This is a genomic window from Paracoccus sp. BR5-17, assembly GCF_055693925.1.
This window is the reverse complement of record NZ_JBVFUV010000004.1, coordinates 65,273-90,049: the sequence shown is the minus strand read 5'-3', so window position 1 is coordinate 90,049 and position 24,777 is coordinate 65,273. Positions and strand designations below refer to the sequence as shown.

Sequence of the window (24,777 nt, the reverse complement as noted above, 5' to 3'; positions counted from 1 at the left end):
GCCGCCCGTCAGGGACGGTGGCGGTGCTGATCCTGCCCCTCGGCATCCGCATGGCCGGAATGGTCGTGGCCCGAGTGATCGTGCGCGGCATGGTCGTGGCCCCCGTGGCCGGCATGATCGTGGTCCGCCTCGGCGACCTCCTGCGGCTGGCCCAGCAGGTCCGTCTGGGCCGCGAGGTAGTGGATCAGATCCTCGGCATCGGTGTCGTTGAGTTGCAGGTTGGGCATCCGGACCGCCGGAAAGGCGCTGTCGAGCGCCACCGCCACGGCATCCTCCCGGGCCAGCATCCGGTCGGGCGCCAGCAGGTAATCCTTCAGCCAGTCCCGGTCCCTGCGCAGCGTCACGCCCGAGAGGTCCGGTCCCACGCGGACGCCTTCGCCGATGGTGTGGCACGCCGCGCAGGCGGCAAGGAACAGCGCCTCTCCAGGGGTGTCCCTGATGACCAGTCGTTCGGGCGCGATGGCCGTTCCGCCCGAGTGGGCGGGGGGCGCGACCAGGCGGGATCCAGGGACAGGATCTCCTCGGTCAGGACGACGAGGCTGCCCATCAGCGAGGCGCGGCGCCATTCCCCCGTCGCCGCGTTGCCGATCACCATGTCCGAACGGTGCTGGCTCAGGCTTTCGCTGCGCTCTCCCAGCTTGAAGCGGACGATGTCCACGTCCTCTGGCCGGCCGGTCAGGAACATCCAGCCGTCACGGACCCCGAAGGCCTCGGCAAAGTCGCGCAGCCGCTGCGGCGTGTCGGTCTTGGGGTCCAGCGAGATGGAATACACGAAGATGTCCTTGCCCATTCTTTCGCCGAGCCAGTCCACCACCTGGGCCATCCGCGCCGTGGACAGGCCGCAGATGTCGGGGCAGTCGGTATAGACGAAGTTCAGCACCACGATCTTGTCGCGCAGGAGGTCGTCCCAGAACCGCAGCCGCTCGCCATCCTGATTCACCAGTTCGACGTTCGGGAAATAGCTTTCGTCCCATTCGGCCCTGGCAGGACCGGCCGGGGCGCCCAGGAATGCCGCGGCGGCGGCCAGGGCCAGCAGAAAGCGGCGCATCCGTCCCTTGCGATGTCCGGGGGGTTGGGCTGTGTCTGACATGACCTGTTCTTTCCTCCCTGCCAGCGGCGGGAAACCCTGCTGGCTGTTGTCCTGTTCGGGGAAGGGTCGCGGACCGCCGCCGGGAAGGGCTGGCGGTCCGGCCGTCTTGCGGCTGCTGGCCGGGGCCGGCGCAGCCGGACCTAGATCCGGCCCTTGGGGAAGGGCCGGAAGGACCGCGCGAAGGGATTTCCCTCGGGCAGGATTTCCGGCGTCACATAGGTGACCCCGTTGGGCGAGGGGTTGGGCGTCGGGATGACCGAACGGTGCGTCTGCGAGACCTTGTCGTTCGTCTGGTCGGTCAGCACGTCGTAGCGCATCACCATCGCCCAGTCCTCGTGGACGGTGTTGTGGCAGTGCGTCACATAGGCGCCGCCGAATTCGCCGAAGCGGACCTGAATCTTCAGCTTGCCGTTCACGCCCAGCCGCCAGACATCCTTGCGCGAGTTCCGTTCCAGGGCCGTCAGGGCCTTGCTGCCCCGGCTGATGGTCCGGCCTTCCTCGAAATGCAGGTGCATCGGGTGGTCCCAGCCGCCGCCGCCATTGATGATGGTCCAGTGTTCCACCTCGCCGGGGCGGGGGATCAGCATCGAGATCCGGTTGGCGTTCAGGAAATGGTTCGATTCCCCGTTGATCCGCAGCGTGTAGCCGAACCGCTCCTTGTCGCCGCAGTCGGGGAAGCACTCTCCCGTCAACTCGTCGGCGACCCCGTCCGCGCCCTTGAACTCGATGACGCGTTCGCGCACGGGCTGCTGGATCGGGATGACGTCGGTCAGTTTCGCGGGCACCACGCTGCGGTCGATGTCCGAGGCGCGGAGCGTCTTGCCGGGGGCGTCCACGCTTTCCACCTGCCCCACGACCCGGAACTGCATGACGTCGCCGATCGCCGGATCGCTGGACTTGCGCGCAAGCGTGTCCGCAAGGCTGAGCTGACCTTTGGCGCGGTTGCCGTCCTCGTGTTCCAGCATGTTCACCAGGCGCAGCCTGCTGGACACCGGGAAGGCCGAGAAATCCACGATGACGTCGAACCGCTCGCCCACGCTCTGCCAGTCGAGCGATGTCACCGTGACCGGGGCGGGAAGGAAGTTTCCGTCCGTCGCGATCACCGTCATCGGCACCAGCTTGTTCGAGCCATTGACCAGGGCGAACTTCCAGAACCGCGACATGCTGGCCGCCAGGATCCGGAAGCGGTACTTCCGGGGCAGGACCTCGAAGAACGGTTTGTAGGTGAAGTTCACCAGAACCAGGTCGCCGATGAAGCCGACGGTGTTGAAGATGTCGAACTGGTACTGGCCCTCCTGGTCAAGCGCCCCGTCCGAGACGATCAGGTTCACGTCGAAGTCGATGTTGCCCCAGTCCAGTTCGGTGCCGCTGGGCAGCCGCAGGTTGACGCCATCCTCGATCGCCTCGTTGCCGCGGTCCGGGCCGCTGTAGTAGTTCAGCGCCCCGACATGACCCTTGTAGACGTTTTCGGCGGTGTAGAAGAAGCGGTGGTCGTGGAACCACATCGACCCCTGCAGTTCGCGATAGTCGCCGGCCACGTTCTGAAGCCCGCCGTGGCCGTCCGGTCCCGAAGCCTTCCGGTCCGAGGCCGAGGTGTTGGTCATGTCGGCGCGCGCCAGGCAGGTGGTCCAGTGATAGTCGTAGAACTGGCCGGGGTAATGATGGGCGTTGGACGCGCCGTCGCTGCCGGAGGCATTGTGTCCGTTATGATTATGCGTCGCCTGGCTGTTCGATCCGAAGCCGCCATTATCCTTTCTGTCGATCGGCAGCATGTTATAGGTCCGCACGATCGCGGGTTCGCCGTAGCGCATCTTGATCAGCGGCGGCGGCAGGACCGATTGCCCGGTCCTTCCCTCGCCAAAGGACCAGACCTTGTTTTCCTCCTGCTCGGGGAAATTGTCGTGGAACGAGATATTGCTCCGGGCAGGCGCCAGCGACATGATATATGCAACCTGCGGAAGAAACTCGGTCCACCGCTGATGCGCGAAATATTCTCCGGGCGGGCGGCCTTCCATCGGACCGAACCTGTTCCACGGGTTGGTGTACATTTCGCCGCCGCTTTCGGTGAATTCGGTATGATAGGACAACCGCCGGGCCGGATCTTCGCCGCCCGAGGGGAAATCCAGGACCGTTTCGCCATATTCCAGCCGCGGCGTCAGGGGCAGGGGCGTCTGCAGGTTCAGCCGCCTCAGGCGCTGCGTGAAGGGCTTGGCCCCGAACAGCGGACTTCTGGGAATGCCCGTGGGCGAGGTGGCCGCATAGGCGCTTGGGGCATAGGGGCTGAGGCCGTTGACATAAGCCAGGGCACCCCCCGCCGTGAATATGCCCCACTTGAACAATTCCCGCCGCGTCACCTGCCCGCTTGAAAGGGCTTGGACGATTTCGGCGCGATTCCGTCTCGCTGCTTCAGCCTCGCGTATTCTTGCCTTAGACGCATCCTCTGGTAGAAAAAACATGACGACCCCTAACCTAAGTCAACACCAAGCGCCACTTCCGGGAATTACAGGTCAATTCGGATGATTTTGACAGCCTTTTGTCAGGCGGACCTGGTCGGGGTGCCGCAGCATCGTATATCGCGGCGGTTGTAGAAACGTCCGTGTCCGGGAATAGTGCAGAAACGGCAAGTCTGCGGTGTTCCCCTGCAAGGGGCAGACAAGGCTGCGGAAAAAATGGCGGCTTAAAACATTTGCTAAATCAGCGAGGGCCGATCTCACTTCGCGGTTGTAGTTGATGTTGATGTAACCCAGGCCAGCGGCCCGGGCGCGATTTTCGGAAAGTTCGGACTTTGGTCCGGTGCGCGGTGCCGGCCATCCCGGCGATGCTCATTCTTTAGGCAGGCAAAGACCTGCCGAGGCGTTGGTATGCGGCGTGCGAGCCCCCGAGGCGCATTTTGTGCAATCAATTCAGCGAATCACTCGCGCCCTGCCGACGCCACTGGCCGCGGATTTGCTCCCGCGAAAGTCGACGAGATCAGCAACTGCTAGGGATCCACGGTGAAGATGGCCCCAGCGGCGAACGTTCATTGATTGTGGCTTGGCCTCACCAGTCAGGTTCAAGGGGAAACCAGCAAGAATTTGCAACGGGTGAATCCCGGCGGTTCTTGCTGTCTGCGCAAGGCTTCGCCTGGATTTGGCGGATTTCTGCCAAAGGGACCGAAGCCCTTTCCGTTGGTCCTGCCTCAGGACAAGGAAGCCGACGCTGCGCGGTTCAGGTCTGACCGTCACCGGCGCGTTCTGCTATGGTATGGGCTTGGGAAGCGGGGCTTGTGGGAAAGGCCGGGATGGCGTCGAAGCTGCGGCATGATTGGGCTGTCTGGGCCGCTGCCGCCGCCGTGGTGGCGTCGCTGGGCGTTCATGGCGACCGGACGCTTCGGCTGCTGTCGGGCCTGGATGCCGCGCCGGTGGTCCGGCCCGCCCCGGCCGAGGTGGCGGAACCGCCGACCGACCTGGACGGCATCCTGGCCCTGCTGCCCTTCGGCCAACCGCTCGAGGCGCGGCAGCCCGGTGCGCAGACGGCCGCGGATCTTCGTCTTGCGCTGCACGGCGTGGTGCGGGCCGATCCGGTCGTGCGGTCCCGCGCCATCCTGTCCGTCGGAGAGGGCCCGCCGCGCAGCTTCTTCATCGGAGACGAGATCGCGGGCGGGCGGCGGCTGGTCGGGATCAACCGGGACCATGTGCTGCTGGCGGTGGGCGACCGGACCGAGATCCTGTCGCTTGCCGACGGCATGGCGCCGGATCTGGCGGGATCGGACGGCGCGTCGCGCGCGGCCGGCGCAACCGGCGATCTGGACGCGCTGCGCCAGATGATCTTCGACCAGGTCAATGACCGAGGGGGCACCTCGCCGGCTCCGTCCGATGGCGTCGCGGACTGACACCGGCCCGGCAGCCCCCGCCGGGTCGGCGGGATCCCCAGCCCCCTGCGCAGGCGGCCGTCGCGGGATCATCCCGCCGACAGCGTCCAGAGGCTGAAGAACGCCACCGCCAACCAGGGTCCGAAGGCCAGCGGCCGGTCGCCCGCCGGGTCCGGCCGAAGCCGCCCCGTCACCGCCGCCTGGGCCAGCCCGCCAAGCGCGGCGATCAGGACCACCGCGGGCAGCATCTGCCAGCCCAGCCAGGCACCCGCCGCCCCCAGCAGCTTGGCATCGCCGAGGCCCAGCCCGTCCTGCCCGCGCATCCGGAAGAAGGCCGCGCCGATCGCGGCGAAAACCAGATAGCCCGCGGCGGCGCCGATGATGCAGTCGGTCAGCAGGCCGGGCTCGGCACCCTCTGCACCGCCCATCCGGCGCGGATCAGCCCCGCGGCGATCAGCGGCAGCGACAGAAGATCCGGGATCCTCCGGGTCCGAAGATCGACTACGGAAATGGCGACCAGTGCCGCAAGAAGGCCGATGTCCGTGATCGTCAAGCCTCGCCACCCCCGCTGCATATCCGGCGCCAACCGCAGCCTAGCAGCAGTCAGGGGCGCCCGACACTGCCCTGGAAGGGGGTTTCGCGGGCCACGACCGCCACGCGGCCCTGCCCATCCGCGCCTTCGCTGCGCTGGATCAGGAACGTCGCCCGCTGGGTCGTGGTGCCGACGCGCACCGTGGCGGTGGCCCGGAACCAGGACGAGGTGAAGCCGATCCCCGGCGGAGGAATCATCTGCGCCCGTTCGACATCCTGCGGGGCAAGCCGGCCGTCGCGGTCGCGGATCGCCAGCAGAGAGGCCGTCTGCGCCAGGCTGCCCGTCAGGACGCCGATGACCGCCTCGGACGCGGTGTTCAGGTTCACGTCGGTGGATTCCGGCAGCACCGTCAGGAAGGGCTGCAGCGCCGCCAGTTCGGCGGGGCTCAGCCCGGCCTCGGCCGCCAGGTCCGCCAGACGTTCCAGCGGCCGGCGCTGCGCCAGGCGCGCCCGGATGCGGTCCGTCACTTGGGCAGGCAGGTCAAGCGCCTCGCCGATGCGCCGCAGCGTCTGGGCGCCCGGCGCGCCCCGCATCGACTCGGCGTTCAGGTTGATGCGCGACTGGGCATCCTCGACCGCCAGGGCAAAGCTGCCTGCGGCGATGCTGACCGGTTGCTGCGCGATCCGCGCCCATTCCTCGGTCAGGTCGTCCGATCCGGGCGCCTCGGCCATGTCGCGGGCAAGGGCGCTGACGAGGCTGGCTTCGGCCGCCGCGATCAGCGCCTGGGCCTGGGCCGCCTCGCTGTAACGCAGGCTTCGCGCGATCGAAAGTTCCGACAGGCTGATCATCGCGTAAAGCACCGCCGAGGCCAGGGCCAGCGTGACAAGCACGTTGATCAGCACCACGCCCGATTCCGGGGCGCGCCGCCGCATCAGCGCGGCTCGGACGGCAGGGCGGCCACGCGGCGCACCTGCCGCCCGTCCTCGAGCACGATGAGGGCGGCCACCGCCACCGGGTTGAAGGGCCGGCCCGCCGCGCCGGCGTCCTGCCCGGGTGGTGGCCACTGATCCAGCCAGCCCAGTTCCTCGTCGTAGAACTGCCAGGCGATGCCCGCCACGCCCTCCAGCAGCGGCTGACGGGCCACCGCCCTGCCGGCCGCATCGCTGACCTCGCGCAGCAGGAAGCCGTCCCGAAGCCGATAGGCAAGCGCAATCCGGCCCGCCGCCATATCGGCGGCGCTGCGTTCCAGCAGGACGACCGGACCCTGCGCGCCCGGCTGGTGGGCCAGGGTGCCGGGGCGGGCCTGCAGGAAATCCGTGGTCAGCAGATACAGGCCACGCTGGATCCCGGCCAGCCGTTCCAGCCGCCCCTCAGTCGCGCGCTGCGTGCGCAGGATCTGGTCCAGCACTCCGAAGCCCGCCGCGCCAATCAGCGCGAACAGGACCAGGGCCACCAGCATCTCAACCAGCGTCACCCCCGCCGTGGCCAGGCGCGCGGGCGCCGCCGGGCGGCGGGGGTCACGCCCCGGCGATTTCGGCCAAGGGCTCAATGCCGCCGCCCGCGATGCCCAGCACCGTCAGATCACGCTGGCACCGGCCATCCTCGAGAAACCGGAAATTGCCCAGAACCCCGGTGAAGCCGGCCTTCCGCAGCAGGCCCTGGCGGTTCAGCTCGCCCGCATTGCCCATGCCGACCGCGATCAGCGCCGCGTCATGGCCAAGGGCCGCGATGATTCCCGGCGCTTCGCCGAAGGATGCCTGGAACTGGTCCGAGAAGGGCTGGAACAGGTCCGGCGGGGCCGCCGCAAACCAGGCGCCGGCAAGGTTGGGATCGGCGGCGGCATCGGCGACGCCCCATTGCACCGAGCCCAGCACCTGCATCCCGCTGCCCCGGAGGCTGCGGGCAAAGGCCGCCAGCGTGGCGCCGCCATCGGGCAGATACACCGCCTGCGGCAGGTTGCCGCCACTGGCGCTTCGGATCGCCTCGACCAGCCCGCCCGCGGCCGGATCGCGCAGCAGCGTGGCCGTCAGGGTGATCCCGCCCGCCCGCGCGATCTCCCGGGCCGCGGCGATCGAGGCCGCCGCCGACGGGGAATCCCGCGCTACCACCGCGATCCAGGTCAGGCCCTGCGCGCGGGCATAGCTGAACATCGTGGCGACCGACTGGGCGGGCGTCACCCCCATCACGAAGGCGCCCTGCGCGCCAAGCCTGTCGTCGTTCGAAAACGTCACCACCGGCACCCTGCCGGCGACCTCCAGCACGGCGGGCGTCTGGTCGGCGCGCAACGGGCCCATCAGCATCCGCGCGCCGCCGGCCATGGCCTGGCGCGCGGCGGCGGCGGCACCTTCGACCGTACCGGCCGTGTCCAGGACGGCGGGGGCGGCGGCCGGGTCAAGCCCCCGCGTGACAAGCGAGGCCGCGCGGGCCATATTCTTGCCGATGCCCGCCTGCGGACCCGACAGCGGCAGCAGCAGCGCCGCGTCGCGCCCGCCGGCCCCCGATCCGGCACGCGGCAGCAGCGCCCCGCCGCCGCAGGCTGCCAAGGGTACCACCAGGGGAAGCGACCAGGATGCCAGAAGCGACCGACACAATGTCCTTCTGGTCATCGCGCCTGCGGAAATTCGCTTTGTCGTCATTGGTGGCCCTCCTCGGAATAGCTGCGCTTGCGACAGGCCTTTTCTGGTATATGTCAGCAAGGGCCCTGTTGCATCAGGCAAATCGGCCTTCGGCCGCGGCGATGGTGTCGGGGCGCGTCGTGCTGGGCGCGGCGCATTTGCCGCAGGGCTATCGGCTGGAGTGGCGGTTCAAGGGCTGGCGCAGCCTGCTGGCACTGTCGCCGACCTTCGACGTGACCGCCGCCGGCCCGGGCCTGGATCTGTCGGGGCGGGTTTCGGCCCTGCCGGGCCGCTACGCGCTGCATGACGGGACGGGAACGCTGTCCTGGGCCGCCGTGCCCCTGCTGATCCCCGATCCGGCGATCACCTGCGATCTGACGGCCAGCGTCGAGGGCCTTGCGTTCAGCCAGAAAGGTCAGGCGCGACGCGCGGGGGCACCCTGCGCAGCAGCCCGGGAACCTGCGCCCGCAGCGACGGGCTGATCGCCGGGGCGCCGGTGCCCGCCCTGATCGCCCGGCTGGCCACCACCGCGGGCGGGATCGAGGCCGTTCTGGCGGCGCAGGACGACCCCGGCACCGCTTTGGCAACCGCCAGGCTGACCAGCCGGGACCGGCTGATCCTGCGACTGGAACCGGCAGGCGCGCGGCTGGTGCCGGGCCTGCCGGCCAGCGACACCCACCAGATCGACCTGCCGCTGTCCGCGCTGATCCGCTGAGGGCCCGTCAGATCCCGGTGAGGTTGTTCATGGACACGATCGGCAACAGGATCGCCAGCACCATGACCATCACGAACCCGCCCATGACCAGAAGGATCGCCGGTTCGACCAGGGCCACGAGCGCGCGCACCCAGGCGTCCAGGTCGCGCTGCTGATCGGTCGCTGCCCGGTCAAGCGCATCGCCCAGCCGGCCGCCCGCCTCTCCGCTGGCGACCATGGCCGTCAGCATGGCCGGAAACACCCCGGCCTCCTCCATCGCGCGGCCGAGGCTGCTGCCCCGGCGCACCTTCTCGGTGGCTTCGGCGACGCGCGCGCGCACGAACCGGTTCGGCGTCACCTCCGAGGCCGCCTGCAGCGCCTCGATCAGCGGGACGCGGCTCTGGACCAGGGTGGCCAGCGTGCCGGCGAATTGCGACGCGTTCATGCGCTGCACGACCTTCGCGGTCGGACGCCACGTCGCCAGCATCCGGTGCCACCGCAGCCGGTTCTGCCCCGTGGCCAGCCAGCGGCGGAACCCCAGGATGCCCAGCACCGTGGCCCCCAGGGCGATGGCCCCGTAATCGCGGACCAGGTCGGACGCGGCGATCAGCGCCCGCGTCAGGAACGGCAGATCGGCGCCGCGCGTGGTGAACACCCGCATGATGTCGGGAATCACGAAGACCATCAGCAGCACGATGATCGCCAGGCTGACCAGGGCCAGCAACATCGGGTAGAGCAGCGCCAGCTGCACGGTCTGGCGGTTGCGGGCGCGGTTTTCGACGAAGCTGGCCAGATGGGACATCACCTGGTCCAGCCGGCCCGACTGTTCGCCGGCCCGGACTGAGGCGCGGTAGAAGTCGGAAAAGATCTGCGGGTAATCCGCCAGAGCCGCCCCGAGGGACCGCCCCTCCAGTACCGTGCCGCGCACGGTCAGCAGGATGCCGGCGACCTTGGGCGGCTGGCCTAGGGCGATGGCCGACAGCGCGTCCTCGACCCGCAGGCCGGCGGCCAGAAGCGTGGCCATCTGCCGGGTGATCAGCGTCAGGGCCGTCAGGGGGATGCGCGCCCCCCGGGTGCCGCGCAGGGCGGGGAAGGTCCGGTCGGCCGGCTGGCGCGGGGCCTTGGCGGGCGCCGCGTCCGCCACCTCCAGCGGCAGCAGGCCCTGGCTGCGCAGGGTCTGGCGGGCGGCGGTGGGACTGATCGCCTCCAGCACGCCGCTGGTGACCTTGCCGCCGGTGTTGATGGCCTTGAAGTGGAAGGCGGGCACCGTTCATTCCTCCTGGAGGACCTTGGCGACGTCCTGGACGGTTGTGGTGGCGTTTCGGATGTTTCGCAGGCCGTCGGCGGACAGTCCCGGGCCGTTGCGGCGGGCGGCGCGGACGAGGTCGGCCTCGGCGGCGCCCTGGTGGATCAGCGCCTCGAGGTCGCGGTTGAGGGCGATCACCTCGTAGAGGCCGGCGCGGCCCTGGTAGCCCTGGCCCTGGCAGGCCGGGCAGCCGGTGGCGCGGAACACCTGCTCGCCGGGGACCAGGCCCTCGACCAAGGCGGCCTCGGCGGGGCTGGCGGGTTCGGGGCGCCGGCACAGCGGGCACAGCCGGCGCACCAGCCGCTGGGCCACCAGCCCGGCCAGCATCGGCGCCAGCAGGAAGCGTTCCACCCCCAGGTCGACCAGCCGCGAGACCGCGCCGATGGCGGTGGTGGTGTGCAGCGTGGACAGCACCAGATGGCCGGTCATGGCTGCCTCGGCGGCGATCTGGGCGGTGTCGCGGTCGCGGATCTCGCCTACCATGATGACGTCGGGGTCCTGGCGCAGGATCGCCCGCAGCCCGCGCGCGAAGCTCAGCTCGGCGCGCGGGTTGACCTGCACCTGGCCGATGCCGTCCAGCGAATACTCGATCGGGTCCTCGACGGTCATGATGTTGCGCGTCCGGTCGTTGAGCCGCTCGAGCGCGGCATAGAGCGTGGTGGTCTTGCCCGATCCGGTCGGCCCCGTCACCAGCACCATGCCGCTGGGCCGCGCCAGCAGGCGGGCGAAGACCTCGGCGTCGCGCGCGCTCATGCCCAGCCGGTCCAGCCCCAGCCGGGCCTGCTCGCGGTCCAGCAGCCGCAGCACCACCCGTTCGCCGAACTGCGAGGGGATCGTGGAGACCCGCACGTCGATCTCGTGGGGGCCCACCCGCAGGGACACCCGGCCGTCCTGGGGCTGGCGCTTTTCGGCGATGTCCAGCCGAGCCATCACCTTGATGCGGCTGACCAAGAGCGGCGCCAGGGCGCGCCGGGGCTCCAGCACCGGGCGCAGGATGCCGTCGATGCGCAGCCGCACCACCAGGCGCTTCTCCTGGGTCTCGATGTGGATGTCCGAGGCGCGCGCCCGGATCGCCTCGAGCAGGAGCGCGTTGATGAGCCGCACCACCGGCGCATCGCCCGAGCCGTCCAGAAGATCGTCCACCACCGCCGCCCGGTCCGCCAGCGACCCCAGGCCCTCGGCATCGCCTGCCGCATCCGACGCCAGAACCGCATCGTCGCGGTAAGCCGCCGAGACCCGCGCCTCGAACTGCGCCTCGTCCACCTCCTCGAGCCCCGCCAGACCCCCGGCGACACGCTGAACCTCGGCCAGGGCCGCCAGGGTGGCCGCGGGGCGGGCCAGGCAGACCGGCCCCCCCGGCCCCTGCTCCAGCAGAACGCCGTGCTGGCGGACAAAGGTGTAGGGCAGCCGGTTGTCGGGCGACATGGTCATCTCTCCAGCATCAGGGTGGCGTTGACCTGACCGGGCGCAGGACGGCGGGTCATCTCGACGTCGCTGGCGCGCAGGCCGGACTCCTCGTGCATCGCCCGCAGCCAGAGGATGACCGAGGGGAAGGCCGCGTCCTCGACGGTCACCCGGATGCGGTTGCCCTCGGGCTCAAGGCGGCGGATCGACAGCCCGAAGCGGCCCGCCGACCCGGTGACGATCGCGTTCAGCGACCGAGGATCGGAGGGGGCGGCGGCGGCCGGGGCGGGTGCCGCCTGCAGCGCCAGGATGGCGCGCTCGTAAAGCGCGATCTGGCGGCCGAGCGCGTCGCGGCGGTCCTGGAGCGGCTGCCAGGCGAAGGTGAAGGCTGCCCAGATCAAGACCGCCCCGCCCCCTGCCATCAGCAGCCACCGTTCCCGCGGCGTGGACTGGTCCAGCCACCGCCGGACCTGCTGGCGCACCGCCATCATGGCGCGGTCCTGCCCACGGTCATCTGCACCTGGGCCGTGTCCTCGGCGGTGGTGGCGGCGCCGGTCTGCACGGACAGGCCCGCAGAGCGCAGCGTGTTCTCGATGTCCTGAAGCGCCTCGAGGCTGGCGGCCTCGACGGTCATGGCGATGCTGTCCTGGGCGGCGGTATAGCGCAGTTCGGTCAGGCTGGCCCGGCCGGCATGGTCCGCCAAGGCGGCGAAGATCCGCGCCGAAAGATCAAGAAAGGTCCCCTGCGCCGGCGGTTCCCGCGCCGCCAGGGCGCGGGATACCGCCTGCGCCAGATCGCCATCGCCCGCTGGCACGCCCGATGCCTCCAGCAGCGCGCGCAACTGGCCCGCGCGGTCGGCCTCGATGCGGTTCAGGGCGACCACGTCCGCCGCGGCGATCAGCAGGTGCCCCGCCACGAAAGCGGACAGGATCCCCATCGCCAGGGCCCATCCGCGCGGCAGGCGCAGCCCGTCGGCCCTGCGCAGCCCGGCCCGCAGGTCGAACTGGGCCAGCACCGCGTCCGGCGCCTGGGGCAGCCGGGCGGTTTCGGCCACCGCCATGCCCGGGGGCAGCGGCCCGCCATAGGACAGGATCCGCGGCATTCCCGCCCTGTGCCAAAGCTGCGCGACCCATTGGGGATCGCCTGCAAAGCCGGTGCCGTCTGGCAGACGCACCAGAACGCGCCTGTCCTGTCCCAGCACCGCCCAGCCCGATTCCGGGGCCGGCACCCCAAGCGTATCCGGCACCAGCCGATGGTCCTGCGGGGCGGCGGTCCCGTCCAGCAGGTCGCGCCGCACCACCCCCACCAGCCACGCCCCCGACGCCATCTGCGGCCCCAGCACCACATGGACCTGATCCAGCGGCTGGGCCAGGCTGTCCTCGACGGCAAAGCCGATGGCCGCGCGGCGCTGCGCCGCCGACATGGCGGGCAGATCGACCGCCAGCAGCAGCACGTCCTCGCCCGGAACAGCGGTCGCGTCCGCGGCCGCGGCCAGGGCCGCGCCACCCGTTCCCGCGGCGGCCCGCTGCCCCGCCCCGGGCCTGGCGAGGGCGGTCCCCGGGGGCAGCGCCGCGGTGAGGACGGGATCGCTCATGACGTGCCAGCAGCCTTGCTAAAACGAGCGGTTTTCTCCATTCTGGAAGTAGAACGGGAAACCCCGTCAGGTTTCAAGGAATATGACCCCGGGGGCCTGCCAGAACCGCGTGAAAGTCGGGTCGATGCTGTCGATGAAAACGCCGCGCAAGTCCGTCATTTCCGACCGGGCGGGCTTGTCCGGCCGCAGGCGCGGCGGGCGGCATCCCGAAAGCGGCGTCACCCTGATCGAGATGATGGTCGTGCTGGTCATCATCGGCATCGTGGCGTCGCTGGTGGTGCCGCAGGTGATGGGGCGCCCCGACCAGGCCCGGGTCGCGGTGGCGGGCGCGGACATGCGCACGATCGCCTCCAGCCTCGAGATGTATCGCCTGGACAACCGCACCTATCCGACGACGGCGCAGGGTCTGTCCGCGCTTGCGGCGCCGCCCAGCCAGGCGCCGCTGCCGGTCAACTGGGCGCCGGGGGGCTATCTGCCCAATGTTCCGGCCGACCCCTGGGGCAATCCCTATGTGTATCGGTCGCCCGGCCAGGACGGCGCCTACGAACTGATGTCGCTGGGCGCGGACCGCGCGCCGGGCGGCGAGGGGGTGGATGCCGACATCCGCTATGGCCCCGGCGTGGCCTCGGCGGGCGCGGGCCAATGATCCCGCCGCGGCCCCTTGCCGGGACGGGGCGCCGTGATCCCCAGGCGGGTCTGACCCTGATCGAGACGCTGATCGTCCTGGTGGTGATCGGCGTGGCCACCGGCGCTGCCCTGATGGGGCTGGACGGCGCGGACCGCAACGACCGCGCCCAGGCCGAGGCCCTGCGCCTTGCCCGGCATCTGTCGCTGGCGGTCGACGAGGCGCTTGTGTCGGGGCTGCCGCTGCAACTGCTGTGGGATGAAGGCGGCTACGCCTTCGTGCAATGGCAGGGCGAGGACGCGGAATGGCAGCCCGCCGCCGTGCCCCTGCTGGCGGCGCGCCACGACCTGCACGCCCCGCTGCGCATGTCCGTCTCGGGTGCCGGGGACGCCGTGATGATCGCGCCCAGCGGCAGCGGGCCAGCCCGACAGGTGGATTTCCAGGGCATCGGCTCGCCCTGGCGGGTGGACTTCGACGGCTTCAGCGCCCGCGCCGTCCCGCGGGGGCCGACATGAGCCGGGGCGGCGAGGCAGGCTTCACCCTGGTCGAGACGCTGGTCGCCCTGGCGATCCTTGCCTTGGCGGCGATGGCGCTTCTGGGCGCGACCGAAGCCCATATCCGCACCATCGCGGGGCTCGAGGCGCGGGCGGCCGCGCAATGGGCGTCCGAGAACCATCTGGCCGAACTGGCCATCGGCGCGCGGCCCCAAGCGGGTCCGCTGTCCATGCTGGGCCATTCGCTGCGCGTGACGGAAACGCGCGTCCCGACCGGGGATCCGGGCCTGGACCGGGTGGACCTGGCAGCCACGGACACGGCCGACGGGCAGGTTCATGCCCGCCTGACGGGCTTCGTCCTGCGCCGGGCGGGGCCATGATCGGCCTGGGGTCGTCGGGGGGATCCGCGCCCGCCGTGCTGGGGCGGGCGGCGCTGTGGGGCGGGGCCGCCTTCTGCGCCGTCAGCCTGGGCTGGGCCGCCGCGCCGGTGATCTGGCGCCTGGCCGGCGAAAGCGGGCAGATCGTCCCGGCCCCTTCGTCGGCCCCGGACGAGCCGGCCCCGCAGACCGATCTGGAGCCTGTCCTGGCCTTTGCCCCCTTCGGGAGGGACGACCTGCCCGTTGCCCAGCCGCAGGCGGCCGACGACAGCGGGCTGGGGCTGGTCCTGCTGGGCGTGACGATCGGCAATCCCGTCTCGAAGTCGCGGGCGATCATCTCGGGCGGCGAGACGCCGGTGGGCAGCTATCCGATCGGGGCGCGCATCACCGCCGATGCGGATCTGGTCGAGGTGAACGCGGATCACGTCGTGCTGCGCGTCAAGGGGCGGCGCGAAACCCTGTCCTTCGCCAGACGGGCCGCGGCGGCGGCGCCCGCTGCCCGGGACGATCCTGCCGGCACGGCCGCGGGCACCGCCCGGTCCCCCCGCGACGAAGGGGCGTCGCCCGAGCCCGGCGATCCTCTTGAGGCGGCCATCGACGGGTTCAGGCAGGCGCTCGACACCGATCCGGCAGGGCTTCTGGACCGGCTTGGGCTGACCCCGGTCGAAGGCGGCTACCAAATCGAAGGCGACCCGGCCCCCGAACTTGCGCGGGCCGGGTTCCTGCCGGGCGACGTGATCGGGCTGGTGAACGGGCGGCGGGTCGGCGACATTGATGCGGACCGGCAACAATTCGACGATGTCGTGGCCTCGGGCCAGCTTCGGGTCGAATTGCAGCGTGACGGGCAGCCGATCGCCATGTCATTTCTTCTGCGATGACCGCCATGACCGCGACAGCCCGTTTCAGCCTGCTTTCAGCCGTTGTCCTGATGGCCCTGTCCGGCCATCCTGCACCGGCGCAAGAGGAGGCGGCACCCGGTTCGCAGGAAACCGCGCCCGCCGTGCCGCCGCTTGAGGAGCAGGCCGCCCCCGACGGCTCGATCGTCCCGCCCATCGTCTCGGTGCCGCCGGCGGCCTCGGTTCCCGGGCCGGCCGGCGCCTTGCCCGATGCCGAGGCGACCTATGTCATCAACCTGCGCGACGCCGACATCCGGGCGCTGTCCGAACAGGTCTCCGAGATCACCGGCCGCACGCTGGTTCTGGATCCCAACGTGTCGGGGTTGGTGACGGTCATCTCGGCGAACCCGCTGACGGCCTCGGGGGTCTGGGAACTGTTCCAGTCGGTCCTTGCGGTCCAAGGATATGTGGCGCTGCCGTCGGGAAACCTGTGGCGGATCGTGCCGCAGGACACCATCCGCGAGGGCGGCACCACGCCGCAGGAAACGCCCAATCCCGGCCGCCTGGACGTCATCACCGAACTGGTTCCCCTGCAGAACTTCCCCGCCACCACCGCCGTGGCGGCCCTGCGCCCCCTGGTCGCCAGCTACGGCTATATCGAGGCGATCGTGGACACCAACACCCTGGTCATCACCGACACCGCCGAAAACGTGCGCCGGATCGAGGACATCGTGCGCAGCCTGGACGTGGACAGCGGTCAGCAGGTCTATTCGATCCGCCTGCGCAACGCCGACGCCACCCAGGTGGGCGAGGCCCTGAGAGGCGCCCTGGGAACCCCGGTCGAAGGCGCGCCGGGCAACGCCCTGCTTCCCCGGATCACCGTCGATCCGCGGTCGAACACGATCCTTGTGAACGCCGATCCCCAGACCTTCGCCATCGCCCGCGACATCGCCGCCAACCTGGACATCCCGGGCCCGCCGGTGCCCACCAACCTGCCGGTGACGCGGGTCTACAGCCTGCGCTTCGCCGACGCAGCCTCGCTGGCAGAGGTTCTTCAGGGCCTCGTGGGTGGCGGCAGCATCGGCATCGCCACGAACCCCGTGGCCGAGGCGCTGCCCGATCCCGACTTCTTCAGCGGCGAGGTCGTGGACGCCACCCTGGGGCAGCTTGAGGTCGAGACGGTGGTGCCCGTCACGCCGCTGGCCACGCCGCTGGACGAGACCATCTCGATCCAGCCGGTGGTGGCCTCCAACTCCATCATCGTGCGCGCCCGGGCCGAGGTGCAGGCCGATCTGGCCGACCTGATCGGCCAGCTGGACCAGCGTCGCCCGCAGGTGCTGATCGAGGCGGCCATCGTCGAGGTGTCGGGCGACATCGCGGAAGCCCTGGGGGTCCAGCTGGGCTTCGGCTCTGCGGCCCCGCCTGCGGGGTTCGCGGCCACCTCGTTCTCGCCGGGGGGCCGACGCTGCGCAACATCCTGAACCTGCTGGGCGCGCGGGTCACGCCGGGCGTATCGCCGCAGGGCCTGTCCATCGGGCTGTCGCGCGAGGATGAGTTCGGCCTGCTGCTGCAGGCCCTGGGATCGTCCAGCAAGGCCAACCTGCTGTCCAATCCCTCGATCACGACGCTGGACAACCAGCCCGCCGAGATCGTCGTCGGCCAGAACGTGCCCTTCCGGACCGGCTCGTTCACCAGCGAAGGCAGCACCCAAAGTACCATCGAACGCCGCGATGTCGGCATCACCATGCGGGTCGTCCCGCGCGTCAACCAAGGCGACGTGGTGCAGCTGGACATCACCCAGGAGGTGTCGTCGCTGGCCCAGGCCACGGTCCAAGGCGCCGCCGACATCATCACGAACACCCGCGTCATCAGGACGACGGTGCTGGCCGACAACGGCGGCACCATCGTGCTGGGGGGACTGATCTCGGACGACCGCCAGAGCAACCGCACCGACGTGCCGGGCCTCAGCCGTCTGCCGGTGGTTGGCGGCCTGTTCAGGTCCACCCAGGAATCGGCGCGGCGGCAGACCCTGTTCGTCTTCCTGCGCCCGACGATCCTGCGCACGCGGGGCGATGTCTCCGCCGTCTCGGGCAACCGCTTCCAGAGGCTGCGCGCCATCGAGGCCGACCCCATCGACCAGCGGAGCCTGCTGACCGAGCCCAAACCCGTCCGCCGCCTTCCGGTCGAGATCGACGGGCTGTACTAGGCCGGCGCCCGCCGGTCCCGCGCGGGCCCCCCTTGCGACGACGTCCCGGGTTCCAGGCACGGGGCACCACGGTGCGCGGCTGCGTGCGGGGCATGAAAATCGGGTTCGCGTGAAGGCATCCGACAAAATGATTGACGTCTCTCATTTTCTGCCCGATGCTGGTCCCAGGGAGGATGATCGTTCATGCGCAATCCCACGCTGCACGATGTGGCGCGGGCTGCGGGGGTCAGCTATTCGACGGCCGACCGCGTTCTGAACGAGCGCGGCGGGGTTGCCGCGAAGTCGATCATCCGGGTCCGGCAGGCCATCGAGGATCTGGGCTACAGCCGCGACATCACGGCGGCCAACCTGTCCCGCCGTCGAAGCTATCGCTTCGCCGCCTGGGTGCCGCAGGGCGATCACGGCTTCTTCTCGGCCATCCGCCAGGCCTTCCTGGCCGAGGCCGAGGCGCGGGCCGGGCAGCGGGTCACCATCGACCTGTGCGACGGGCCGGACGCGGCCATTCCGGCCGATTGCGACTGCGTCGTGGTGGTCGGGGCAGGGCTGCACCGCCTCGAACCGGTCCTCGAGACGCTGGCCCGCCGGAACATCCCGGTCGTCACGCTGGTGTCGGACATCGCCGGGCCGCGCCGGGCCTATATCGGCATCGACAACCTCGTGGCCGGGCGCACCGCGGGGCGGCTGCACCGGATCGCGCATCGCGGGCGGCCGGCACGGGTGCTGCCGGTGCTTGGATGGCGGGCGCTGCGGGACCATCGCGACCGGCTTGCCGGCGTGACCGAGGTTCTGGGGGCATCGAACCTTCTGCCCCCCATCGAGGTCGAGGACAGCCCCGAGCGGATGCGCGACCTGCTGGGCCGGGCGCTGCGCGAGGACGCAGGCATCACCGGCATCTATTCCATCGGCGCGGGAAACCGCGGCCTGATCCCGCTGCTGCGCGAGCGGGGCCCGAACCGGCCGTTCGTCGTCCTGCACGAGCTGACGCCCCACGCCCGGCAGGCGCTGCAGGACGACCTGATCGACGTGGTGATCGACCAGAAGCCCGCCGACGAGGTCGCGGCCGCCCTGGACGCGATGCGCGCCATTGCCGACGGCCAGCCCGCGCCGGGCCTTGTCGTCACGCCGGCGATCTTCTTCAAGGACAACCTTCCCGAGGCTGCGGCATGACCGGCTATTTCGACGACATCCCCCCCTGGCCTTCGATCCCGGCGCCGACGGCCCGGCCTTCCGCCACTACGATCCAGACGCGCCGGTGATGGGCAGGCGGCTTGAGGATCATCTGCGCTTCGCTGTCGCCTGGTGGCACAGTTTCGGCTGGGAAGGGGGCGATCCCTTCGGCGGGCAGACCTTCGAGCGGCCGTGGTTTCCCGCCGACAGCATGGACCTGGCCGAGGCCCGGGTCGATGCCGCCTTCGATTTCTTCCGCATCCTGGGCGCGCCGTTCTTCTGCTTTCACGACCACGACGTGCGCCCCGAAGGCGACAGCCTGTCGCAAAGCCGCGACCGGCTGAACCGCATCGCCGACCTGATGCAGGCGCGGATGGCCGATGGCGGCCCGCGCCTGCTGTGGGGCACGGCCAACCTGTTCACCAACCGCCGCTACATGGCCGGGGCGGCGACCAATCCCGATCCCGATGTCTTTGCCTATGCCGCCGCCACCGTGCGAGACTGCCTGGACGTGACCCACCGGCTGGGCGGCGCGAACTATGTGCTGTGGGGCGGACGCGAGGGGTATGAGACCCTGCTGAACACCGATCTTGGCCGCGAACTGGACCAGATGGGCCGGTTCCTGTCGATGGTGGTCGATTACAAGCACAAGATCGGCTTCCAGGGCACCATCCTGATCGAACCGAAGCCCCAGGAGCCCACCAAGCACCAGTACGACTTCGACGTGGCGACGGTCTATGGCTTCCTGTCGCGGCACGGCCTCGAGAAGGAGGTGAAGGTCAACATCGAACAGGGCCATGCGATCCTGGCCGGCCATTCGTTTGAACACGAGATCGCCCTGGCCAACGCCCTGGGCATCTTCGGGTCGATCGACATGAACCGCAACGACCCGCAATCGGGATGGGACACCGACCAGTTCCCCAACAACGTCCCCGACGTGACGCTGGCCTATTACGAGATCCTGCGGGGCGGCGGCTTCACCACCGGCGGCACCAATTTCGACGCCAAGATCCGCCGCCAGTCGCTGGACCCCCTGGATCTGGTCATGGCCCATGCAGGCGCGATGGATGTCTGCGCGCGCGGGCTGAAGGCAGCGGCAAGGATGCTCGAGGACGACCGGCTGGAGGCCGCGCGGCGCGACCGCTACGCCGGCTGGCAGCGCCCCGACGCGCAGGCGATGCTGGCGAAGGGCGCGACGCTGGACGGGATCGCCGACCGGGCGACGGCAGCGCGGCTGGACCCGCAGCCGGTGTCGGGGCGGCAGGAGATTCTGGAAAACCTGGTCAACCGGTATGTCTGAGGGGGAAAGCCATGAGGACCATCAAGGGGCCGGCGCTGTTTCTGGCGCAGTTCGCGGGCGATCAGGCGCCCTTCGACACCTGGGACGGCATCACCCGATGGGCGGCCGAATGCGGCTATGTGGGCGTGCAGGTGCCAAGCTGGGACGGCCGGCTGTTCGACCTTGGCCGCGCGGCCGAAAGCCGCGACTACTGCGACGAGATCGCGGGGGTGGCTGCCGCCAACGGCGTGCAGATCACCGAACTGTCCACCCACCTGCAGGGCCAGCTTGTCGCCGTCCACCCGGCCTATGACGAGGCTTTCGACGGCTTCACCATCCCCGAGATGCGCGGCAACCCCAGGGCGCGGCAGGAATGGGCGGTGGAACAGGTGAAGCTGGCGCTGACGGCCAGCCGCAACCTGGGCCTGAACGCGATGGCCAGCTTTTCGGGCGCGCTCGCCTGGCCCTTCGTCTATCCCTGGCCGCAGCGTCCGGCGGGGCTGGTGGAAACCGCCTTCGACGAACTGGCCCGCCGCTGGCGCCCGATCCTGGACCATGCCGAGGCCTGCGGCATCGACATCTGCTACGAGATCCACCCGGGCGAGGATCTGCACGACGGCGACAGCTTCGAGATGTTCCTGGACCGCGTGGAGGGCCACGCGCGGGCCAACATGCTTTACGATCCGTCGCATTACGTCCTGCAATGCCTGGACTACCTAGACAACATCGACATCTACCGGGACCGCATCCGCATGTTCCACGTCAAGGATGCCGAGTTCAACCCGACCGGGCGCAAGGGCGTCTATGGCGGCTTCCAGCCCTGGGTGGACCGGGCCGGGCGGTTCCGGTCCCCGGGCGACGGGCAGGTGGATTTCGGGGCGATCTTTTCCAAGATGGCGGCCAACGACTTCGACGGCTGGGCCGTGGTCGAATGGGAATGCTGCCTCAAGCACCCCGAGGACGGCGCCCGCGAAGGGGCCGAGTTCGTCCGCAGCCACATCATCCGCGTGACCGACAAGGCCTTCGACGACTTCGCGGGCGGCGGCGCGGATCAGGCCGCGAACCGCCGGATGCTGGGGATCCTCATGATGGCGCGCATCAGGCTGGGCATGGTCGGCGGCGGCAAGGACGCCTTCATCGGCGCGGTCCACCGCATCGCCGCGCGGATCGACGGGGAATACGATCTGGTGGCCGGCGCGCTGTCCTCGACCCCCGAACGGGCGCGCGACAGCGGCGCGGCCCTGGGGCTGGACCCGGACCGCTGCTATGGCAGCTTCGAGGAAATGGCATCGGCCGAGGCCGCGCGCCCGGATGGCATTGAGGCGGTCGCCATCGTCACCCCGAACCACGTCCACGGGCCTGCCGCCGCGGCCTTCCTGCGGCGCGGCATCCACGTGATCTGCGACAAGCCGCTGACGGCGACCCTGGATCAGGCGGCCGAGCTTGAGGCGGCGATCCGGGCCTCGGACGCGCTGTTCATCCTGACCCACAACTACACCGGCTATCCGATGATCCGGCAGGCCCGCGCGATGATCGCGGCGGGCGATCTGGGCGCCCTCCGCGTGGTGCAGGTCGAATACGCGCAGGACTGGCTGACCGAAGCCGCGGAACAGACGGGGGCGAACAAGCAGGCCGAATGGCGCACCGACCCGCTTCGCAGCGGCGCGGGCGGGTCCATCGGCGACATCGGCACCCACGCCTACAACCTTGCCTGCTTCGTGACCGGCCTGACGGTGGAACGCCTGTCGGCCGACCTGCAACGCTTCGTTCCGGGACGGCGGGTCGATGACAACGCCCATGTCATGCTGCGCTTTTCCGGCGGCGCGCGGGGGATGCTGTGGTGTTCCCAGGTCGCGCCGGGCAACGAAAACGCCCTGCGCCTGCGCGTCTATGGCGAAAAAGGCGGGCTGGAATGGGGGCAGGAGGATCCGAACTATCTGTGGTTCACGCCCTTCGGCGAACCCAAGCGCCTGCTGACCCGGCGCGGCGCGGGGGCGGATGACGCAGCAAACGCCGTCAGCCGCACGCCCGGCGGCCACCCGGAAGGCTATCTGGAGGGGTTTGCCAACATCTACACGGGTGCCGCGCGGGCGATCCGGGCGGCGCAGCGGGGGGAACGCGCCCCCGACCTGGACCTGCTGCCGGGGCTGGCCGAAGGGCTGGCCGGGATGCGCTTCATCGACGCCTGCATCCGCTCCTCGGGCGATGATGCGGCCTGGGTGACGCCATGACCGTTCTGGCGCTGCGCAATGTCAGCCGCAGCTTCGGCCCCATCGAGGTGCTGCACGGGGTGGACATCTCCCTGCGCCCAGGCCGCGTCCATGCGCTGATCGGCGAAAACGGCGCCGGCAAGTCCACCACCATGAAGATCATGGCGGGATACCAGCCCCCCAGTTCCGGCGAGGTGCTGCTGGACGGCCAGCCCGTCCGCTTCGCCAGCATGGGCGAGGCCGAGGCCCGGGGCATCTCGATGATCCACCAGGAATTCAACCTGGCCGAACAGCTGACGGTGGAACAGAACGTCTTCCTGGGCCGCGAGCTGAAGCGCGGCCCGTTCCTGGACAAGCCCGCGATGCGATCCCGCACGCGCGCCTTGCTGGACCGGCTGGAATGCCGAGTCTCGCCCGACCGGGTGGTGTCCTCGCTGTCCAACAGCGACAAGCAGATGGTCGAGATCGCCAAGGCCCTGCTGCGCGAGACGCGCGTGCTGGTGATGGACGAACCCACTGCGGTGCTGACGCGCGCGGAAACCGCGATCCTGCTGCGCCAGGTGCGCGCCCTGCGCGACGCGGGCACGGCGGTGCTGTTCACCTCGCACAAGCTGGACGAGGTGGAAGACATTGCCGACGACCTGACCATCATGCGCGACGGCCGCGTGGTCTGGACCGGCGAGGCCGCGGCGATGGACCAGCACACGATGGCCACCGCCATGGTCGGGCGCGAGATGTCGGACCTGTTCCCCGCCAAGACCGCCGCGCCGGGCGAGGTCGCGCTTGAGGTGAAGGGCCTCACCGTGCCGGGCTTTTCGCGCGACATCGGCTTCACCCTGCGCCGGGGCGAGGTGCTGGGCGTCGCGGGCCTGATCGGATCGGGCCGGACCGAGACCTTCGAGGGGCTGTGCGGGCTGCGCCCCGCCTCGGGCGAGGTGCGCGTCTTCGGCCGGCCCGCCCGCATCGCCCACCCCTGGCAGGCGCAGGCGCTTGGCCTGTGCTACCTGACCGAAGACCGCAAGACCCGCGGCCTGCTGCTGGGCAAGGGGCTGCGCGAGAACCTGACGCTTCAGGCGCTGTCGCGGTTCGACCGCGGCCTTGTGGACACCGGGGCCGAGGAACGCGCCCTGGACCGGGCCATCGCCGATTTCGACATCCGCGGCGACCGCGGCGCCCTGGTCGGCAACCTGTCGGGCGGCAACCAGCAGAAGCTTCTGTTCGCCAAGACCATGCTGGCCGACCCGCAGATCATCGTCATCGACGAACCGACGCGCGGCATCGACATCGGCACCAAGCAGCAGATGTATGTTCTGATCCGCCGCCTGGCCGCCGAGGGCCGGGCCATCGTCGTCATCTCGTCCGAGATGCAGGAGGTGATCGGCCTTTCCGACCGCGTCCTGGTCATGCGCCACGGCCGCATCACCGGCGAGCTGGGCGCGGACGCGACCGAGGATGCCATCGTCCGTCTGGCCATGGGCGTGGCCCCGGAAAGGGAAACCGCATGACCGACACCGCCGCAGCAACCACGCCCCGCCGCCTCCGCATGACCGTGATCGGGCCGATCCTGGCCCTGGTCCTGCTGGTCGTCGCGGGGGCGCTGATGAACCCGAACTTCCTGGGCTGGGACAACGTCACCAACGTGCTGGCGCGGTCGGCCTTCATCGGCATCATCGCCGTGGGCATGACCTTCGTCATCACGGCGGGCGGTCTGGATCTGTCGGTGGGATCCATGGCCGCCTTCATCGCCGGGCTGATGATCCTGGTGATGAACAGCCTGGTGCCGACGATGGGCGTGGGCATCCCGGTGATCCTGGTCGGCATGGCGGTGGCGCTGCTGGCGGGCCTTGCGGCGGGGCTGCTGAACGGCATCCTCATCACCCGCCTGGGGATCGAGGCCTTCATCGTCACGCTGGGGTCCATGGGCATCTATCGCAGCCTGGTCACCTGGCTGGCCGACGGCGGCACGCTGTCGCTGGATTTCGGCCTGCGCAGCCTGTACCAGCCCGTCTATTACGGCGGCGTCTTCGGCATCACCTGGCCGATCATCGTCTTTGCGGCGGTCGTGGTGATCGGAGAGATCGTCATGCGATCCACCGCCTTCGGCCGCTACTGCGCGGCCATCGGATCGAACGAACAGGTCGCCAAGTATTCGTCCGTGCGCGTGGACCGGGTGCGGCTGATGACCTATGCGGCGCTTGGCCTGCTGGTGGGGATCGCCACCATCATGTACGTGCCGCGCCTCGGCTCGGCCTCGTCGGCCACCGGGCTGCTGTGGGAACTGGAAGCGATCGCCGCCGTCATCATCGGCGGCACCGTCCTGAAGGGCGGCTTCGGCCGGGTCTGGGGCACGGTGATCGGCGTGCTGATCCTGACGCTGATCGGCAACCTGCTGAACCTGACGGATTTTGTATCGCCCTATCTGAATGGCGCCATCCAGGGGGCAATCATCGTTCTCGCTGTCGTGTTGCAGCGCGAAGGCAAGGCCCGCGCGTAAGCCG

At 70.0% G+C, this 24,777-nt stretch carries 25 protein-coding genes and 1 pseudogene; 15 read left to right on the top strand and 11 right to left on the bottom strand.

Features of this window, described 5'->3' with window-relative positions:
* Positions 1 to 8: 8 nt before the first annotated feature.
* The 3 genes from ACZ1HC_RS15880 to ACZ1HC_RS15870 all read right to left on the bottom strand — a co-directional run bounded on the left by ACZ1HC_RS15880 (position 9) and on the right by ACZ1HC_RS15870 (position 3,444).
* The gene (locus ACZ1HC_RS15880; RefSeq protein WP_472700984.1) at positions 9 to 383 is read right to left on the bottom strand and encodes a c-type cytochrome; all 375 of its coding nucleotides are present in this window, start codon (positions 381 to 383) and stop codon (positions 9 to 11) included.
* Positions 341 to 1,048, bottom strand: coding sequence for an SCO family protein (locus tag ACZ1HC_RS15875; protein ID WP_472700941.1), 708 nt, complete (start codon positions 1,046 to 1,048; stop codon positions 341 to 343). Before ACZ1HC_RS15875 ends, ACZ1HC_RS15880 begins: the two co-directional genes overlap by 43 nt.
* A gap of 182 nt (positions 1,049 to 1,230) precedes the next feature.
* Positions 1,231 to 3,444 (bottom strand): multicopper oxidase family protein, encoded by a 2,214-nt coding sequence (locus ACZ1HC_RS15870; RefSeq protein ID WP_472700940.1) that lies wholly within the window; start codon positions 3,442 to 3,444, stop codon positions 1,231 to 1,233.
* Between the two features lie 926 nt (positions 3,445 to 4,370).
* Here ACZ1HC_RS15870 and ACZ1HC_RS15865 point away from each other — a divergent pair.
* A complete protein-coding gene (locus ACZ1HC_RS15865; RefSeq protein WP_472700939.1) occupies positions 4,371 to 4,961 on the top strand; it encodes a type II secretion system protein N in 591 nt (196 codons plus the stop codon).
* Positions 4,962 to 5,029: 68 nt separating this feature from the next.
* Here ACZ1HC_RS15865 and ACZ1HC_RS15860 read toward each other — a convergent pair whose 3' ends face one another.
* From ACZ1HC_RS15860 to ACZ1HC_RS15845, 4 genes are all read right to left on the bottom strand, one after another.
* Complete coding sequence (locus ACZ1HC_RS15860; protein ID WP_472700938.1) at positions 5,030 to 5,368, bottom strand: prepilin peptidase; 339 nt, start codon at positions 5,366 to 5,368, stop codon at positions 5,030 to 5,032.
* A gap of 175 nt (positions 5,369 to 5,543) precedes the next feature.
* Positions 5,544 to 6,404 carry a type II secretion system minor pseudopilin gene (locus tag ACZ1HC_RS15855; protein WP_472700937.1) on the bottom strand — a complete coding sequence of 287 codons (861 nt, stop codon included), beginning with the start codon at positions 6,402 to 6,404 and terminating at the stop codon, positions 5,544 to 5,546.
* Complete coding sequence (locus ACZ1HC_RS15850) at positions 6,404 to 7,021, bottom strand: type II secretion system protein GspJ (protein ID WP_472700936.1); 618 nt, start codon at positions 7,019 to 7,021, stop codon at positions 6,404 to 6,406. Before ACZ1HC_RS15850 ends, ACZ1HC_RS15855 begins: the two co-directional genes overlap by 1 nt.
* Entirely contained in the window at positions 6,990 to 8,108 is a 1,119-nt protein-coding gene (locus ACZ1HC_RS15845; protein WP_472700935.1) for a penicillin-binding protein activator, read from the bottom strand. Before ACZ1HC_RS15845 ends, ACZ1HC_RS15850 begins: the two co-directional genes overlap by 32 nt.
* Before the next feature lie 68 nt (positions 8,109 to 8,176).
* Between ACZ1HC_RS15845 and ACZ1HC_RS15840 the strand changes: the two genes are divergently transcribed.
* Entirely contained in the window at positions 8,177 to 8,569 is a 393-nt protein-coding gene (locus tag ACZ1HC_RS15840) for a hypothetical protein (protein ID WP_472700934.1), read from the top strand.
* 14 nt (positions 8,570 to 8,583) lie between these two features.
* On the top strand, positions 8,584 to 8,802 hold the full coding sequence (locus ACZ1HC_RS15835) for a hypothetical protein (RefSeq protein ID WP_472700933.1): 219 nt from the start codon (positions 8,584 to 8,586) through the stop codon (positions 8,800 to 8,802).
* 7 nt (positions 8,803 to 8,809) lie between these two features.
* Here the strand turns inward: ACZ1HC_RS15835 and ACZ1HC_RS15830 are convergent, their stop codons facing one another.
* Genes ACZ1HC_RS15830 through gspL form a run of 4 tightly spaced genes read right to left on the bottom strand, consistent with a single transcriptional unit; the run spans position 8,810 to position 13,085 of the window.
* Positions 8,810 to 10,048, bottom strand: a complete 1,239-nt coding sequence (locus ACZ1HC_RS15830; protein WP_472700932.1) for a type II secretion system F family protein — start codon at positions 10,046 to 10,048, stop codon at positions 8,810 to 8,812.
* A 3-nt stretch (positions 10,049 to 10,051) separates the two neighbouring features.
* Entirely contained in the window at positions 10,052 to 11,518 is a 1,467-nt protein-coding gene (locus tag ACZ1HC_RS15825; RefSeq protein ID WP_472700931.1) for a GspE/PulE family protein, read from the bottom strand.
* Positions 11,515 to 11,982: a type II secretion system protein GspM gene (gene gspM / locus ACZ1HC_RS15820; protein WP_472700930.1), complete on the bottom strand. Its 468-nt coding sequence runs from the start codon at positions 11,980 to 11,982 to the stop codon at positions 11,515 to 11,517. The genes ACZ1HC_RS15825 and gspM overlap by 4 nt, the downstream gene beginning before the upstream one ends.
* Positions 11,979 to 13,085, bottom strand: a complete 1,107-nt coding sequence (gene gspL, locus ACZ1HC_RS15815; protein ID WP_472700929.1) for a type II secretion system protein GspL — start codon at positions 13,083 to 13,085, stop codon at positions 11,979 to 11,981. The genes gspM and gspL overlap by 4 nt, the downstream gene beginning before the upstream one ends.
* 124 nt (positions 13,086 to 13,209) lie before the next feature.
* On the opposite strand from gspL, the gene gspG reads away from it, so the two are divergent.
* The 12 genes and pseudogenes from gspG (at position 13,210) to ACZ1HC_RS15755 (ending at position 24,773) form a co-directional block, all read left to right on the top strand.
* Positions 13,210 to 13,731 carry a type II secretion system major pseudopilin GspG gene (gene gspG, locus ACZ1HC_RS15810; protein ID WP_472700928.1) on the top strand — a complete coding sequence of 174 codons (522 nt, stop codon included), beginning with the start codon at positions 13,210 to 13,212 and terminating at the stop codon, positions 13,729 to 13,731.
* Positions 13,728 to 14,225, top strand: a complete 498-nt coding sequence (locus ACZ1HC_RS15805; protein WP_472700926.1) for a prepilin-type N-terminal cleavage/methylation domain-containing protein — start codon at positions 13,728 to 13,730, stop codon at positions 14,223 to 14,225. Before gspG ends, ACZ1HC_RS15805 begins: the two co-directional genes overlap by 4 nt.
* Complete coding sequence (gene gspI / locus ACZ1HC_RS15800) at positions 14,222 to 14,584, top strand: type II secretion system minor pseudopilin GspI (protein WP_472700925.1); 363 nt, start codon at positions 14,222 to 14,224, stop codon at positions 14,582 to 14,584. The genes ACZ1HC_RS15805 and gspI overlap by 4 nt, the downstream gene beginning before the upstream one ends.
* Positions 14,581 to 15,459 carry a type II secretion system protein N gene (locus ACZ1HC_RS15795; RefSeq protein WP_472700924.1) on the top strand — a complete coding sequence of 293 codons (879 nt, stop codon included), beginning with the start codon at positions 14,581 to 14,583 and terminating at the stop codon, positions 15,457 to 15,459. The genes gspI and ACZ1HC_RS15795 overlap by 4 nt, the downstream gene beginning before the upstream one ends.
* A gap of 5 nt (positions 15,460 to 15,464) precedes the next feature.
* On the top strand, positions 15,465 to 16,898 hold the full coding sequence (locus ACZ1HC_RS15790) for a secretin N-terminal domain-containing protein (protein ID WP_472700923.1): 1,434 nt from the start codon (positions 15,465 to 15,467) through the stop codon (positions 16,896 to 16,898).
* Positions 16,883 to 17,623, top strand: a complete 741-nt coding sequence (locus tag ACZ1HC_RS15785; protein WP_472700983.1) for a type II secretion system protein GspD — start codon at positions 16,883 to 16,885, stop codon at positions 17,621 to 17,623. Before ACZ1HC_RS15790 ends, ACZ1HC_RS15785 begins: the two co-directional genes overlap by 16 nt.
* A gap of 183 nt (positions 17,624 to 17,806) precedes the next feature.
* Positions 17,807 to 18,790, top strand: a complete 984-nt coding sequence (locus tag ACZ1HC_RS15780) for a LacI family DNA-binding transcriptional regulator (RefSeq protein ID WP_472700922.1) — start codon at positions 17,807 to 17,809, stop codon at positions 18,788 to 18,790.
* 25 nt (positions 18,791 to 18,815) lie between these two features.
* On the top strand, positions 18,816 to 20,090 hold the full coding sequence (xylA, locus tag ACZ1HC_RS15775) for a xylose isomerase (RefSeq protein ID WP_472700982.1): 1,275 nt from the start codon (positions 18,816 to 18,818) through the stop codon (positions 20,088 to 20,090).
* Positions 20,091 to 20,101: 11 nt separating this feature from the next.
* Positions 20,102 to 21,151: pseudogene (locus ACZ1HC_RS15770) on the top strand (sugar phosphate isomerase/epimerase family protein); the annotation flags it as partial.
* A gap of 6 nt (positions 21,152 to 21,157) precedes the next feature.
* Entirely contained in the window at positions 21,158 to 22,300 is a 1,143-nt protein-coding gene (locus ACZ1HC_RS15765) for a Gfo/Idh/MocA family protein (protein WP_472700981.1), read from the top strand.
* A complete protein-coding gene (locus ACZ1HC_RS15760) occupies positions 22,297 to 23,784 on the top strand; it encodes a sugar ABC transporter ATP-binding protein (RefSeq protein WP_472700921.1) in 1,488 nt (495 codons plus the stop codon). The genes ACZ1HC_RS15765 and ACZ1HC_RS15760 overlap by 4 nt, the downstream gene beginning before the upstream one ends.
* Entirely contained in the window at positions 23,781 to 24,773 is a 993-nt protein-coding gene (locus ACZ1HC_RS15755; RefSeq protein WP_472700920.1) for an ABC transporter permease, read from the top strand. The genes ACZ1HC_RS15760 and ACZ1HC_RS15755 overlap by 4 nt, the downstream gene beginning before the upstream one ends.
* Positions 24,774 to 24,777 lie beyond the last annotated feature (4 nt).